Consider the following 13,077-nt stretch of genomic DNA (forward strand, 5'->3'; position numbering starts at 1 on the left):
GTGTTTCGTCAGCTTGGTAGTAGCCGAGATTCGTCCTGTCTGATCAATGGTGCGGTCGAGAAGACTCGAACTTCCACGGGTTGCCCCACAGCGACCTCAACGCTGCGCGTCTACCAATTCCGCCACGACCGCTCGCATCGGAGGCCGCTGAATAGGCGAGGCTTTTGAAAAAGGAAAGCCCGAAAATGCATGGGATGGTTGATGTTTTTGACCCTAGCCACGCGAAACCCAGCAAAAAGCCCGCCGAAGCGGGCTTGGATGCATCAAATAAAACGCGGCTATCAGGCCTGACCGGCCATATAGTCATAAACATCGGCGGTACGGGTGACCGTGATCGCGATTCTGTCGTCGCGAATCTCGATCTCGCCGCGCGCGACGGGATGGTTGTTAGCCAGAATCCAGACCTCGTCCTTTTCAGACGCATCCAGCGGAATGACCGCGCCACGGCCCATACGCAGAAGTTGCTGCATCGGCAGGACGGAACGGCCCAGTACGACGGAGATCTCGACGTCAACAGCTTCGATTTGGCTCACGGAAGAACACTCACCATTTGAAAGACGGCCTTGCCATGCCGTTCATCGCGGCACATTGAACCCGCTATGCTTGCTGAGCCGTTAAACATGTCCGAATCCGCATTGATCCGTGCCGATGGCCGTCCGGTCGAATGGGCCGTCTCGACCGGCTATGTCGACTATGAACAGGCCGAGGCCGCCATGGAGGCGCGCGTCGCGGCGATCGCGGCGGGCGAGGCCAATGAGCTGGTGTGGCTGCTGGAGCATCCGCCGCTGTACACGGCGGGCGTATCGGCCAAGGCCGAGGATTTGCTGACGCCGGGCCGCTTTTCGGTCTATAAAACGGGTCGGGGCGGACAGTTCACCTATCACGGCCCCGGCCAGCGCGTGGCCTATGTGATGCTGGACCTGACACAGCGCGGGCGTGATGTGCGCGGCTTTGTTCACGGCATGGAAAACTGGATCATCAGCGCGCTTGACCGCTTCGGCGTCGAGGCCGGCATGCGCGAAGGCCGTGTCGGTGTCTGGGTCGAGCGCAAGGGCGCAGGCTGGGCGCGCGAGGACAAGATCGCCGCGATTGGCGTAAAGGTGCGAAAATGGGTCAGCTTCCACGGCATCAGCCTGAATGTTGAGCCGGACCTGGATCACTTCGGCGGTATCGTGCCGTGCGGCATCACCGAACATGGCGTCACCAGCCTGATGGACCTTGGCATTCTGGCGTCGATGGATGATGCCGATGATGCGCTGAAATCATCCTTCATCAACCACTTCGGCCCTGTGGTTGCAGGCCTGCCGCCGGTCTAGGCCGAGGGTTTTGGCGACGAGGGTGGAGGGCCATACCGGTTAAACGCCTTCTGGCCCGGCATCAGGGCCAGATCGATCAGCCAGCCGGCCGTCACCAGGGCTCCGATAATGCCAATCGGCGTCACCGTCCCCATGGTCAAGGGCCAGAAAAGGCTGAAGCCCAGCAGGATCACCCACCCCCACCAGCCCGAACGCCCACGGTCGTGCAGACGCAAGGACAGCACGCACAGGCCGCAATAGGCGATCAGAAGTTTAAGCGGGACGGTCGCCCATAAGGACCACCCCCACGCCGCCAGTTGATCTGTCCCCCACAGGGCTGTCACCAGAATCGCCGCACCCGTCGCGAAGCCGCGACGCCCGACGCGGTGCGTCGAATGCAGAAAGAGGGTGGGGAGGTGGATCATATATTGGGGGTAAGGAACTGAATCTGCGGCCTATTCGGGGCATGATTGCGGGTGTTTGTGACAGAAATAGCCGCCCTGCGTTCGATTGGCACCTGACGAAAGCTTGATAGCTGGATTGTGGGCGTGGGAGGCCAGCGGGGCAAAGGCACTGGCCGCGCCGTGCAGGTGTGCCTATTTATAAAACATGAGCACCACAGATACCCCCCGCATTTCCGCTGCCGGATTTGATCTGACCCCGCCGAGTGACGAAGAGCGTCGCGCACTGGAGGCTGATCTGAGCGAAGAGGAAAAGCGCGTTCTTCTGGCCCACGGCACCGAGGCCCCTTTCTGCGGGACCCTGCTGGGCGAGAGTCGCCAAGGTGTGTTCTGTTGCCGCCAATGCGGTCTGCCGCTGTTCCAGTCGCGCACCAAGTTCGAAAGCGGCACCGGCTGGCCCAGCTTTTGGGAGCCTGTCGATCCTGACCATGTGAAGGGTGTGCGCGATACCAGCTATGGCATGGTGCGGATCGAGACCCGTTGTGGCCGCTGCGACAGCCATCAGGGCCACGTTTTTCCCGACGGCCCGCCGCCGACCGGCGACCGCTACTGCATCAATTCGGTGGCATTGAGCTTTACACCCTCTGGCGAACCCTATCCTGATCCTCTGGATCGCGGAGACGGTCGCGCGCCCGAATAAGGCCGTCTTTGGGGCGCTAGTCTAACGATCGAGGGTTTTCGGATTACAGATGATGATCGAACTGGTTTCCGCACTGGCACTGATGTCGGCCCCGCTGGCCGATAACCCCGATGGCGTCGTCACCACCGCACGCGAAGGCGTGGGGGCCTTGCCGGTAGCGGAACAGCCCATCCAGACCGCCAGCCCGTCCTCGACCGTGTCCAGCGCCGCCCATGGCCTGACGACCGAACAGCAGATCGATCGCTGGTTGGGCGATCGCCCTGTGGTCGACGATGCGCCGGTCTGGCGTGAAGCCAGCCAGCCCCGCCGTATGACCGGCGAGGTCAATCTGGGCATTGGCAGTCAGGACTACAGCCATGCCTCTGCACAGGTGACGCTGCCTTTGGGCGAGACCGGATCGCTGAGCCTTGCCTATAGCCAGACCAAAAACGGCTACATGTATCGCCCCTATGGCGTGGATGGCCTGTTCTGGAGCCCGCGGGACGAATGGTTGGGTCCGCAATGGACCACGGCCACGGGACGTAGCTATAGCCCGCTGGCCGCGCCCAGCCGTCTAAGCCCGCACGATATGCGGATGAACGGCGATGTCGAACACGGCCGGAGCCCGCACGCGCACGACTAATGTCGGGGGCGGGGCGCGTCGTTTCCGACACGCTGATGCGACATATTAGGTCGGCGTCGCATCGCCGCATTCCTTCGGGAGTGCGGCAGCACTAAGTGTCCGGCGTTGCCGGATTCAGGAACAATATGGACAGTATTCTAAGTACGATCGCCGATTTCATCGCGCGTAATGCGGTATGGGCCGGTCTGATTCTGGGGAGCATAACCTTCCTTGAATCTCTGGTGGTGATCGGGGCCTTTATTCCCGCGACGGGTTTGCTGGTGGTGGCGGGCGGCATGGCTGCGGCCGGTATTCTCGACCCATGGAACGTGGTGGTCGGCTGTGTGGTCGGTGCCGTTCTGGGCGATGCGGTTTCGTATTGGATCGGTCGCAAAATGGGCAGTCAGGTGCTGCATCACCGCCTGCTCGCGGCGCATCGCCGCAAGGTGGCTTGGACCCGCTTGTACTGCCGTCGCTATGGCATTGCGGCCATCTTCATCGGTCGCTTCTTTGGGCCGCTGCGGGCTTTTGTACCGGTCATGGTGGGCGTGCTGAGCATGCGCCACCTGAAGTTCCAGATCGCCAATGTGACATCGGCGATTGTCTGGGTGGTGGCGATGGTCGCACCCGGTTGGTTGGCGGCCAAGGGGCTGTCGCATCTGGCGGAGGGGCAGGGGACCACAGCGGCGATTGTCGCCTTTGTCGTGGCTGCTGTGGCCATTCTTGGCATACAGCGGTACTTGAAGGGGCGCAGTGCCGCCAAGAACCGCATCCTCAAGAATGCAGTCGATTAAGAGGCTCGGCTAACAGTCTGAAGGCAAAGAAAAAGGCCCCGATCCTCAGATCGGGGCCTTCTCGTTTGGCCGTTGCCCTTAGTTGTGGGTGTGGCCGTGCGTGTTGGAATAGGTTTCCAGTGCGGCCTCGGTCACTTGCGTGCTGTGAGCCGGGTTCTGCCCATCCGTTGCCTCGAACCAGAACGGTTTGCGGGCGGCTCCGCCCACCTCGTTCATACGGTTGTCGTACAAACGACCGTTCAGCATGGTGGCGCTGATCTCGCGGGTGTTGCGGATGTTCTCCAGCGGGTTGGCATCCAGCACGACCAGATCGGCCAGCTTGCCGACTTCCAGCGAGCCGACGTCGCGGTCCATACCCAGAGCGCGGGCACCGTTGATGGTGCCGGTGGCCAGAACCTTCATCGGTTCCATGCCGCCCTGATGGTACATCCACATATCCCAGTGCGAGCCGAGGCCTTCACGCTGGCCGTGGGCACCGATCTGGACGTCAATGCCGAGGTTGTTCAGCTTGGTCGCTTCACGCGCGACGTTGATGTGGTTCAGTTCCTCGAACGGCACCTTGGTCGGGCGACGGGCGACCGAATCCAGCAGCGGACGCGGGACGTACTGGGTCAGGATCGGATCCTTCCAGACGTCGGTGGTTTCGTACCAGTGCATTTCGCCCCAGGCACCGCCGAACGACACGACCAGAGTCGGGTTGTAGGCGGTTTGGGTTTGCGACCACAGTTGCAGGGCATCGTCATACATGACGGCGACCGGCACCGAGTGCTCAATGGTGGTGTGACCATCGACCAGCATCGACATGTTGTGGTGATACAGGCTGCCGCCTTCCGGCACCACGCTCATGCCCAGTTCGCGGGCGGCCTGAATGATCTGCTGGCGCTGGTCACGGCGAGGCTGGTTATAGCTCTTCACCGAATGGGCACCCGATTCCTGCAGGCGGCGCAGGTGGCCACGGGCATCGTCCAGATTGTTGACGACAGCGGTGGTCGGCGTGGTCGCACCGTACAGGATGGTACCTGTCGAGTGCATACGCGGAGCCGTCACCAGACCGGCCTTGGCCATCTCGCTGTGGGCGAAGAAGTTGGTCGTTTCCGAGGACGGGTTGTGCAGGGTGGTCACGCCGAAGGCCAGCGAGGCGTAGTTGATCCAGCTCTGCTGTGGGATGATGTCGCCAGCGCTGACGCCGCCGTGCCAGTGGGTGTCCACCAGACCCGGGATGATGGTCTTGCCAGCCATGTCGTGCGTGGTGGCACGGGCAGGGATGGTGACCGAACCACGCGGGCCGATCGATTCGATGCGGTTGCCGTTGATGACGATGACGCCATCCTCGATCACTTCATCACCCTTCATGGTGATGATGCGCGCACCGGTTAGCACGGTGTAGCCTTCCGGCTTGTCGTGCGCGACCTGGAAGCCCAGCGGGATGCCTTGTTCCGGCGGGGTCGGAAGAGCCTCGGCAGCACCTTCAACGAAGCTGAAGCTGTCGGTCAGCTTGCGCTGGAATAGCTGCGGGCCGTGCGACCATTGCAGGGCGCTGGAATCTGCCGACCAGTGCAGCCACTTGCCTGCGTCGCGGGTCATGCGGGTCTGCGGTAGGGCCTTTCCGTCTGCCGACAGGGTGATCGCGCGGCCCGACGAGGCGAACGGAGCCACGTAGGCGTTGAAACGCTCGTTCCATGCCACCCACTGTTCGTCCGGCGAGACGGCGAACTCTGCAGCCCATTCGGAGATCAGGTGATCACGGCTGTCCGAACCGTCGAGGTCCATCGAGCGCAGCACGCGCTTGCCGTCCGCCGAGGCATTGACGAACAGGCGGTCATTGCGCGCGCCGAATTGCGGCTGGCTGCCGCTGGTGGTCACGAGGGTCGGCTCACCGCCACGAACCGGCACAGCGTAGATGCCCGGGTTCATGCTCCACAGCGGGGTGGTCAGATAGCCACCGGTCGCTGCGCGATAGACGATGGTCTGACCGTCCGGCGAGAAGGTCGGCTCGACGTAGTGACCCGGCTTGCTGGTCACGACACGGCCTTCGCCGCCCGAGGCCGGAGCCACGCGCACGGTGCCGAGGGTTTCATCGTTCCAGGTGGTGTAGACGATGTTGCGACCGTCACGCGACCACTTGGGCTGGCTTTCGAAATTCTCGCTCTGGCGGGTCAGACGACGGGCCGGACCTGCGGTGCCGTCGGCACGGATGTCGCGCACATAGATGCGGCCCAGAGCCTCGAATACCACCTTGGTGCCGTCCGGCGAGGTGTTGGCAAAGCGGATTTGCTTCACATCGAACTGGTCAGGGGCGACCTCGACCGAGGCGCGGACAGTGTCCTGCACGGTACGGGTGTCGTTGACGCGGAACGGGATTTCCGTGGCTTGGCCGGTGGCAGCGTCAACGCGGCGGATCTTGCCGCCAGCCCAGATGATGATGGACTTGTTGTCAGGCGTCCAAGCGAAGTCCGGATAGACGCCGTGGACAGCCCAGGTTTCCTGCATGTCGCGGTCCAGACCCGAATAGATCGGGGTCTCGCGGCCCGATTCCAGATCCTTCAGGTACAGGACCGACTGGTAGCGGTCGCGACGGATGAAGGCGAGGGTCTTGCCGTCCGGCGACGGGGTCGGGGTGATCGAACCGCCCGGGCCGGTCACGAACGGCGCGATGCGGCCGGTTTCGCGATCAAGGCGCTGGATCACATAGATCTGCTTGTTCGGGTCTTTCGAATAGTCGAACACACCGCCCGGCGTGGCGTCGTCGCTGAAATACAGATAGCGGCCGTCCGGCGAGAAAGCGGGTTCGCCCGTGTCTTTCTGCTGGGTGCGACGCTCGGTCAGTTGAACGCCCGAGCCACCGCCATTGCGGTGCCACATCCACATTTCACCAGCGCCCAGCGAGCGCGAGGAGGTGAAGTGCTTGCGGCCGACGATGAACTGGCCATCCGGCGTCCAGGTCGGCTGGGTGATCAGGCGGAACGATTCGTTCGAAATCTGGCGCGGGTTGGAGCCGTCGCGGTCCATGACCCAGATGTTGTCGCCACCGCCACGGTCGGACGTGAAGGCGATGTGGCGACCATCGGGCGAGAACTTGGGCTGCATGTCCCATTGCACGCCGGAAGCGATCGCGCGCGCCTGACCGCCGCTAACCGGCATCACATAGATGTCGCCCAGCAGGTCGAAAACGATCTCTTGACCGTCAGGGCTGACGTCCAGCGACATCCAGGTGCCCTGATCGACGTTGATGCTGACATCGCGGGTCTGGCCCGTCAGCGTCTGCACGTCCCATTTCGGCGTAGCCGTGTCCTGCGCCATGGCCGGAAAGCCAATGGCCAGCGCTGCGGCGGTGCCCAGCAAAATGCGTTTCATAAACGCCCCCTCCCTCAGATGCGTAAGCGAAATACAGAGGTATGAAGCTAGCGGCGCGAAGGTGGGGTTGGCGAGGGGGGTAGTGGTGAATTCACTGCAGCCTTTCAGCGCAGTTCCCGAATAAATGTCGAATTCGCCTGAAAATGGACCGGCCCTCTGTGCGTAAACACAGAGGGCCGGATGGTGCCGCCGGGCAGGATTGAACTGCCGACCTCAGCCTTACCAAGGATGCGCTCTACCACTGAGCTACGGCGGCGACGACGAAACGGATTCCCGTTCGTTCATTTTAATCAGGACACTACACCAAAATGGACCGGCCCTCTGTGGGTCGCACAGAGGGCCGGATGGTGCCGCCGGGCAGGATTGAACTGCCGACCTCAGCCTTACCAAGGATGCGCTCTACCACTGAGCTACGGCGGCGTGTCGCTGAGGAGGCGGCTTTTAGCCAACGACTCTTGGAGGGCGCAAGAGTAAAAATGCGCGCTTGATCAAAATCTTTGCACGATGTCTGCTGTGAGGATGGATATCTCAGATCATGATAGCGACGGTATGTCGGACGAGACTGAAACCCCCACCGCAAAGCCTGCGCCGAAAAAGCCTATGGATGCCAAGGCCGAGCGCGCCGCGCGACTGGCAGCGGCCCTGCGCACCAATTTGCGCCGCCGCAAAGCACCCGGCGCAGCGGCCCGCCCGCAGGCGAAGGATCAGCACTGACCCCGCCGGTCGAGCCCGAGATCAGGGGATTGCATCGCTTTTCACGAATGGCGACGATTCAACCCCTTTCAACACGGGCAACGGCCTTGCTAGATAGCCAATCCACCGAACCACAGTGGTCCGGTTTGTGAGTGTTTCCATGGACAGCATCGTCATTCGCGGTGGCAATCGCCTGAACGGCTCGATTCCCGTAAGCGGCGCAAAAAACTCCGCCATCAAACTGATGGCTGCATCGATTTTGACGCCAGAGCCTCTGCGCCTGACGAACATGCCGCGTCTGGCCGACACGCGCTTTCTGGGTGCCCTGCTGCGCCAGTTCGGCATCAGTGTCACCGAATCGGACGGTGCCGATGGCCAGCAGACGGTGTTTGATGCCAAGGAACTGACCTCGACCTTCGCGCCCTATGATCTGGTGCGCCAGATGCGCGCCTCGTTCAATGTGCTGGGCCCGCTGCTGGCGCGGACCGGACATGCCAAGGTTTCCCTGCCGGGCGGCTGTACGATTGGTGCGCGTCCGGTGGACCTGCATCTGATGGCCCTGTCGGCCATGGGCGCGGTGATCGAACTGGAAGAGGGCTATGTCACGGCTCAGGCCCCCAAGGGGCTGCGCGGGGCCGAGATCGAGTTCCCGTTCGTGTCCGTGGGAGCCACCGAGCACGCTCTGCTGGCCGCAGTCATGGCCAATGGCACCACGGTGCTGAAGCGCGCCGCCAAAGAACCCGAGATCGGCGATCTGGCCCGTTGTCTGATCTCCATGGGGGCCAAGATCGAAGGTCTCGACACCGATGAACTGGTGATCACGGGCGTGAGCAGCCTGTCGGGCACCGACTGGTCGGTCATCCCTGACCGGATCGAAATGGGCACCTATGCCGTGGCCGGTGCGATGGCAGGCGGCGAAGTGCGCCTGACCAAGGGCCGTGCCGACCTGATTGTCGCTCTGACCGACCTGATGCGTCAGGCGGGCGTGGACATCACCGAAGAGGCCAACGGCGACTATGTGATCCGCCGTGACCCGACCCGCCGCCTTCAGGCCGTGAATGCCACCACCGAAATCTATCCGGGCTTTGCCACCGATCTACAGGCCCAGTTCATGACCCTGATGACGCTGGCCGAGGGTGAAAGCGTTATTCAGGAAACGATTTTCGAAAACCGTTTCATGCATGCGCCGGAACTGATGCGCCTTGGGGCCGATATTACTGTGTCGGCGGGCGAGGCGCGTGTCCGCGGGGTGGAGGCTCTGCACGGCGCGCCGGTGATGGCGACCGATTTGCGCGCCTCGATGTCGCTGGTGATTGCCGGTCTGGTTGCCGAGGGTGAAACCACGGTGTGCCGCGTCTATCATCTGGATCGCGGCTTCGAGCGGATGGAAGAAAAGCTCGGTGCTTGCGGGGCTGATGTGAAAAGGATCAAGGGCGAGGGCGATGAACACTGAGATCAAGGCCACCGCGGAGCAGCTGGAACAGGTCGAGGGCCAAAACAGCGCCATCGCCCCTTTGCGCCTGCTGGCCGAGGATGCCCATGATCTCCAGATCATCTCTGCGGCCCTTCAGGACGCTGTCATGCGCCCGGTCGACATCCGCTGGGAGAAGGCGCAGCGCCGCCTGACGGTGGTGCTGTCGCGCTTTTGCTGGGAATGCGGGGGCACGCGTGTCGCTGCGGCTCTGCAGTTTGGCGATGTGGAAACGGTCAAGAGCCGCCGCCTGCCGCGCGCGCCGGAATCGGCGCTGGAGCTGCTGGCGATGGACTTTATGCCAACCGAAGCCCCTGGTGGCCGCATCATTATGATGTTTGCCGGCGGTGGCGATCTGCGTATCGACGTGGAATGTCTGGATGCGGTTCTGACCGACCTGTCCGAACGCTGGCCCACCCGTGTGGCCCCCGAACATCCGGCAGATGAGGCCTGATCGATGACCCAAGACCTGCACGCGATTGAAATCGACAACGGCTCCTTGCCTGCCGCCACGGCCGAGATCGAACACGAGCGCCGCGTGGCCATCTTCGATCTGGTCGAGGACAACCACTTCAAGCCGGAAGGCGGGCAGGGTGGCCCGTACAAGCTGAAGCTGTCGTCGCAAGACAATCGTCTGGTGTTCGACATCACCGGTCCGGATTTTGCCCGCACCCACGCCCTGTCGCTGACCCCGCTGAAGACGGTGATCCGCGACTATGGCCTGATCTGCGAAAGCTATTACGAAGCGCTAAAAGGCTCGTCGCCCAGCCAGATCGAGTCGGTCGATATGGGCCGTCGCGGCTTGCACAATGAGGGCGCAGAACTGCTGAAATCCCGGCTCGAAGGGAAAATCGAGCTGGATAAGGAAACCTCGCGCCGCCTCTTTACGTTGGTATGCGCGCTGTATCGTCGTGGATAACCTCGACTAATCCGCAGTTTTAGTGCATTAGGGCGACCCCTATTCCAAGCTCGCGTCCAATGCCCGGCGCGGGCTTGTTGCTGTTTCAACGGGCGAGAGAGGCCGCATGGCTAAGGAAGAACTGCTTGAGTTCCCCGGCGTGGTCAGCGAACTGCTGCCGAACGCGACGTTCCGCGTCACGCTGGAAAACGATCACGAGATCATTGCCCACACTGCGGGCAAGATGCGCAAGAACCGCATTCGCGTTCTGGCGGGCGACAAGGTGCTGGTCGAAATGACCCCGTATGACCTGACCAAGGGTCGTATCACCTATCGCTTCAAGTAAGGACGCGCCTTGTCGCGTCCTGACGCCCCGGCTCCGAAGCTTGTCCTGGCTTCATCGAGCCCGCGCCGGATCGAGCTTCTGGCGCAGATCGGGATTGTTCCCGACCTTGTGGACCCCGCAGACATTGATGAAGCGCCGCTAGCCAATGAGCTACCGGCGCGTCTGGCGCGCCGCCTGGCCTGTTCCAAGGCCGAGGTGGTGGCCGGTCGTCACCCGGATGATGTGGTTCTGGCCGCCGATACTGTGGTGGCCGTAGGACGTCGCTTGTTGGAAAAACCGGCAGACGAGGCCGAGGCACGGCGATTCCTGTCGCTGCTTTCGGGCCGCAATCACCGCGTCTTTACCGGCGTGGCGGTTGTGACGGGCGGGCGTACCGTCTGGCGCGTGGTGGAAACCCGCGTCTCCTTCAAAGTGCTCAGCGATGCCGAGATCAGCGCCTATGTCGCCTCTGGCGAATGGCGCGGGAAGGCGGGCGGTTACGGCATTCAGGGCCGCGCTGCGGCTTTCGTCCAGCGCATTGTCGGGAGCCATCCGGCTGTCATGGGCCTGCCGCTGTTCGAGACCACCAATTTGCTCAAGGGTGCCGGCTGGCATCCAGCGGCCTGATCCACTGTGGCGGACGTCGAATATTTTCTGGATGAGACCCCCGGTGAAACGCGCGGCATCGTCGCGCGCGGGGGCGAGTATCACGCTCTATATATAGAGCGCTCCAGTGATCCGGTTCAGCACCGCCGTGGCACGCGCCAGATTGGCCGTGTCGCGCGGGTCGAACCGGGCTTGAAAGCCGCTTTTATAGATTTGGGCGTGGGCGATCCGTTCGCCTTCATGGCCTTGCCCAAAAACATCCGTCTGGATGTCGGGGCCAAGGTCGAGATTACGGTCTCGGCCGAGCCTCGCGAATCCAAGGGAGCAGTCGTCAACTATGTCGCCCCTGCCTCGGGGGATGTGCGGGTGCTGGAGGCCGGGCCGTCGGTCCGCGATCGGATGCAATCCATGGCGGGTGATCAGCTGATTACAGGTTTGCCCGCCCTGCGCGCCTCGCTGGAAGCGGAAGAAGCGGCCCTGACAACCGTCTTCAAAAAGGCCGAATTCGGACTAGATATGTCGGTAGAGCGGACGCGCGCATTGGTTTCAGTCGATATCGACTATGCGCCGCTGCCGGGCCGCGACTCGCGCAAGGGCCGCGAGGCGGTGAATCGGGCTGGTCTGTTCGAGGCGGCACGTATCATTGGCCTGAAAGGGTGGGGCGGTCTGGTAGTTGTCGATCTGGCCGGTGTCTATCTGCAAGCCGAGTCGGTGAATCAAGCCGCGCGTCAGGCTTTTGCTCAGTTCGAGGACGTGGCCTTTGGACCGCTAAGCCGTTTTGGGGCGCTGCAACTGTCCCTACCATGGCATGGACGGCCCGTTGACGAAGTTTTACGTGATTCCGTCGCAGCGCCGCTTGGCGCTTTGAGACGACTTAATCTGGCGATTCACGAAGATCGCACCCAGCCGGTTTGGACGCTGGAAGCGGGGCCGCAGTGGTCAAACCTTCTTAAGCCTCTGGTTGCCGAATTGGGCCCCAGGGCGCGTTTAGTCATAAAAGAGCAGGGCGCTGCCCTGAAAGTTTCGAAAGGCTAATTCCATGGCCCAATGCCCGATCTGCCGCCAAAAGCCTGCCGTTCCCGAATATAAGCCCTTCTGCTCGCGCCGGTGTGCCGACGTGGACCTCCAGCGCTGGTTTTCGGGTAGCTATGCTATTCCAGCGGAAGAAGTTGAGCTCGACGAAAAAGATCGCGGAATTGAGTGAATTAGCCTCTAGACAGGCCGAAACACTCCCCCTATAGACACACACCTCGCCGCGGCGCAGACGCCCGCAGCGAAGACAAGATGCCCGGATAGCTCAGTTGGTAGAGCAGCGGATTGAAAATCCGCGTGTCGGTGGTTCGAATCCGCCTCCGGGCACCATCTTCTCTTAAAATCGAAAAAAGCCAGCGTTTGCATAACGCTGCTCTTTTTATGCCACAAAATGGCCCTTATTTTGTCACGGGGCGCGTCATGCGCGCCAAGTGGTGCTTTGAGCAATACTCTTGCAGCGTGGCTGCTGGATTTCGAAATCTCTTTCCTTATCGGGCGTGCGTCACATGGCGGCGGGGTAAAACCTATTTTCCGGCCTTGACGCTGAGTTTGCCGTTCGTCAAAGGGACTTTAACCGCATTTCCTGACTTGCAGGGTTGGAGAGCCGCACTATGGTGAGGTCAGCCGACTTTGCTGGTGCTCTCGGGCGCAGGCAGGGAATGAGGCACCGACCGGCGGGGGAGAAATCCGGCGGTGGGAAGATTTCATTTGAGAGGCGTTCGACTGACGCGGGCGTCTCTTGGGTTCCACGAGTCAGACCAAAGCAGGAACTGGCGAAACATGCTCGATAGCAAGAAGACGAATATCCTCCTGGCCATGGCCGGCGCTGCCGTCCTTATGGCAGGTTCGCCGGCTCTGGCGCAGGAAGCCGCTCCGGCCGCTCCGGCCGCCGAAGCCGCTGCCGCTC

Annotated in this window: 15 protein-coding genes and 4 tRNA genes; 13 read left to right on the top strand and 6 right to left on the bottom strand. The window is 62.0% G+C overall.

Going from position 1 to position 13,077, the window contains the following annotated elements:
- Window positions 1-47: 47 nt before the first annotated feature.
- Together B3B04_RS14400 and B3B04_RS14405 are read right to left on the bottom strand one after the other, a co-directional pair.
- Window positions 48-132: transfer RNA gene (locus tag B3B04_RS14400), tRNA-Leu, on the bottom strand.
- Window positions 133-281: 149 nt separating this feature from the next.
- Window positions 282-533, bottom strand: coding sequence for a FliM/FliN family flagellar motor switch protein (locus tag B3B04_RS14405; RefSeq protein WP_292043872.1), 252 nt, complete (start codon window positions 531-533; stop codon window positions 282-284).
- Window positions 534-599: 66 nt separating this feature from the next.
- Here B3B04_RS14405 and lipB point away from each other — a divergent pair, with 66 nt between their 5' ends.
- Entirely contained in the window at window positions 600-1,316 is a 717-nt protein-coding gene (lipB, locus tag B3B04_RS14410) for a lipoyl(octanoyl) transferase LipB (protein WP_292043874.1), read from the top strand.
- Here the strand turns inward: lipB and B3B04_RS14415 are convergent.
- Complete coding sequence (locus B3B04_RS14415) at window positions 1,313-1,720, bottom strand: DUF805 domain-containing protein (RefSeq protein ID WP_292043876.1); 408 nt, start codon at window positions 1,718-1,720, stop codon at window positions 1,313-1,315. The genes lipB and B3B04_RS14415 overlap by 4 nt on opposite strands.
- 184 nt (window positions 1,721-1,904) lie before the next feature.
- On the opposite strand from B3B04_RS14415, the gene msrB reads away from it, so the two are divergent.
- From msrB to B3B04_RS14430, 3 genes are all read left to right on the top strand, one after another.
- Window positions 1,905-2,396, top strand: coding sequence for a peptide-methionine (R)-S-oxide reductase MsrB (msrB, locus tag B3B04_RS14420; protein WP_292043877.1), 492 nt, complete (start codon window positions 1,905-1,907; stop codon window positions 2,394-2,396).
- Between the two features lie 49 nt (window positions 2,397-2,445).
- A complete protein-coding gene (locus B3B04_RS14425; protein WP_292043878.1) occupies window positions 2,446-3,018 on the top strand; it encodes a hypothetical protein in 573 nt (190 codons plus the stop codon).
- Between the two features lie 125 nt (window positions 3,019-3,143).
- Window positions 3,144-3,791: a DedA family protein gene (locus B3B04_RS14430; protein WP_292043879.1), complete on the top strand. Its 648-nt coding sequence runs from the start codon at window positions 3,144-3,146 to the stop codon at window positions 3,789-3,791.
- Between the two features lie 78 nt (window positions 3,792-3,869).
- Here the strand turns inward: B3B04_RS14430 and B3B04_RS14435 are convergent, their stop codons facing one another.
- The 3 genes from B3B04_RS14435 to B3B04_RS14445 all read right to left on the bottom strand — a co-directional run bounded on the left by B3B04_RS14435 (window position 3,870) and on the right by B3B04_RS14445 (window position 7,565).
- Window positions 3,870-7,145, bottom strand: coding sequence for an amidohydrolase family protein (locus B3B04_RS14435; RefSeq protein WP_292043880.1), 3,276 nt, complete (start codon window positions 7,143-7,145; stop codon window positions 3,870-3,872).
- Between the two features lie 181 nt (window positions 7,146-7,326).
- Window positions 7,327-7,401 (bottom strand) — tRNA-Thr (locus B3B04_RS14440).
- 89 nt (window positions 7,402-7,490) lie between these two features.
- Window positions 7,491-7,565, bottom strand: a tRNA-Thr gene (locus B3B04_RS14445).
- Window positions 7,566-7,694: 129 nt separating this feature from the next.
- On the opposite strand from B3B04_RS14445, the gene B3B04_RS14450 reads away from it, so the two are divergent.
- From B3B04_RS14450 to B3B04_RS14490, 9 genes are all read left to right on the top strand, one after another.
- Window positions 7,695-7,859, top strand: coding sequence for a hypothetical protein (locus tag B3B04_RS14450; protein WP_292043881.1), 165 nt, complete (start codon window positions 7,695-7,697; stop codon window positions 7,857-7,859).
- A 139-nt stretch (window positions 7,860-7,998) separates the two neighbouring features.
- Entirely contained in the window at window positions 7,999-9,291 is a 1,293-nt protein-coding gene (murA, locus tag B3B04_RS14455) for a UDP-N-acetylglucosamine 1-carboxyvinyltransferase (protein WP_292043883.1), read from the top strand.
- Window positions 9,281-9,763, top strand: coding sequence for a DUF2948 family protein (locus B3B04_RS14460; protein ID WP_292043885.1), 483 nt, complete (start codon window positions 9,281-9,283; stop codon window positions 9,761-9,763). The genes murA and B3B04_RS14460 overlap by 11 nt, the downstream gene beginning before the upstream one ends.
- Before the next feature lie 3 nt (window positions 9,764-9,766).
- On the top strand, window positions 9,767-10,228 hold the full coding sequence (locus tag B3B04_RS14465) for a UPF0262 family protein (protein ID WP_292043888.1): 462 nt from the start codon (window positions 9,767-9,769) through the stop codon (window positions 10,226-10,228).
- A 106-nt stretch (window positions 10,229-10,334) separates the two neighbouring features.
- Window positions 10,335-10,553 (top strand): translation initiation factor IF-1, encoded by a 219-nt coding sequence (gene infA, locus B3B04_RS14470; protein WP_003164348.1) that lies wholly within the window; start codon window positions 10,335-10,337, stop codon window positions 10,551-10,553.
- Between the two features lie 9 nt (window positions 10,554-10,562).
- Window positions 10,563-11,159: a Maf family protein gene (locus tag B3B04_RS14475; RefSeq protein ID WP_292043890.1), complete on the top strand. Its 597-nt coding sequence runs from the start codon at window positions 10,563-10,565 to the stop codon at window positions 11,157-11,159.
- A gap of 6 nt (window positions 11,160-11,165) precedes the next feature.
- The gene (locus tag B3B04_RS14480) at window positions 11,166-12,173 is read left to right on the top strand and encodes an RNA-binding protein (protein WP_292043892.1); all 1,008 of its coding nucleotides are present in this window, start codon (window positions 11,166-11,168) and stop codon (window positions 12,171-12,173) included.
- 4 nt (window positions 12,174-12,177) lie between these two features.
- Window positions 12,178-12,342, top strand: coding sequence for a DNA gyrase inhibitor YacG (locus B3B04_RS14485; protein ID WP_292043893.1), 165 nt, complete (start codon window positions 12,178-12,180; stop codon window positions 12,340-12,342).
- 82 nt (window positions 12,343-12,424) lie between these two features.
- A tRNA-Phe gene (locus B3B04_RS14490) sits at window positions 12,425-12,500 on the top strand.
- Window positions 12,501-13,077 lie beyond the last annotated feature (577 nt).

It is taken from the genome of Brevundimonas sp. UBA5713, assembly GCF_002419815.1.
Taxonomy (GTDB): domain Bacteria; phylum Pseudomonadota; class Alphaproteobacteria; order Caulobacterales; family Caulobacteraceae; genus Brevundimonas.

Bases quoted from the DNA above. Each gene is read 5' to 3' on its own strand.
- lipB (WP_292043874.1), top strand. From the start codon at position 600: ATGCTTGCTGAGCCGTTAAACATGTCCGAATCCGCATTGATCCGTGCC.
- B3B04_RS14415 (WP_292043876.1), bottom strand. From the start codon at position 1,720: ATGATCCACCTCCCCACCCTCTTTCTGCATTCGACGCACCGCGTCGGG.
- msrB (WP_292043877.1), top strand. From the start codon at position 1,905: ATGAGCACCACAGATACCCCCCGCATTTCCGCTGCCGGATTTGATCTG.
- B3B04_RS14425 (WP_292043878.1), top strand. From the start codon at position 2,446: ATGATGATCGAACTGGTTTCCGCACTGGCACTGATGTCGGCCCCGCTG.
- B3B04_RS14430 (WP_292043879.1), top strand. From the start codon at position 3,144: ATGGACAGTATTCTAAGTACGATCGCCGATTTCATCGCGCGTAATGCG.
- B3B04_RS14435 (WP_292043880.1), bottom strand. From the start codon at position 7,145: ATGAAACGCATTTTGCTGGGCACCGCCGCAGCGCTGGCCATTGGCTTT.
- B3B04_RS14450 (WP_292043881.1), top strand. From the start codon at position 7,695: ATGTCGGACGAGACTGAAACCCCCACCGCAAAGCCTGCGCCGAAAAAG.
- murA (WP_292043883.1), top strand. From the start codon at position 7,999: ATGGACAGCATCGTCATTCGCGGTGGCAATCGCCTGAACGGCTCGATT.
- B3B04_RS14460 (WP_292043885.1), top strand. From the start codon at position 9,281: ATGAACACTGAGATCAAGGCCACCGCGGAGCAGCTGGAACAGGTCGAG.
- B3B04_RS14465 (WP_292043888.1), top strand. From the start codon at position 9,767: ATGACCCAAGACCTGCACGCGATTGAAATCGACAACGGCTCCTTGCCT.
- infA (WP_003164348.1), top strand. From the start codon at position 10,335: ATGGCTAAGGAAGAACTGCTTGAGTTCCCCGGCGTGGTCAGCGAACTG.
- B3B04_RS14485 (WP_292043893.1), top strand. From the start codon at position 12,178: ATGGCCCAATGCCCGATCTGCCGCCAAAAGCCTGCCGTTCCCGAATAT.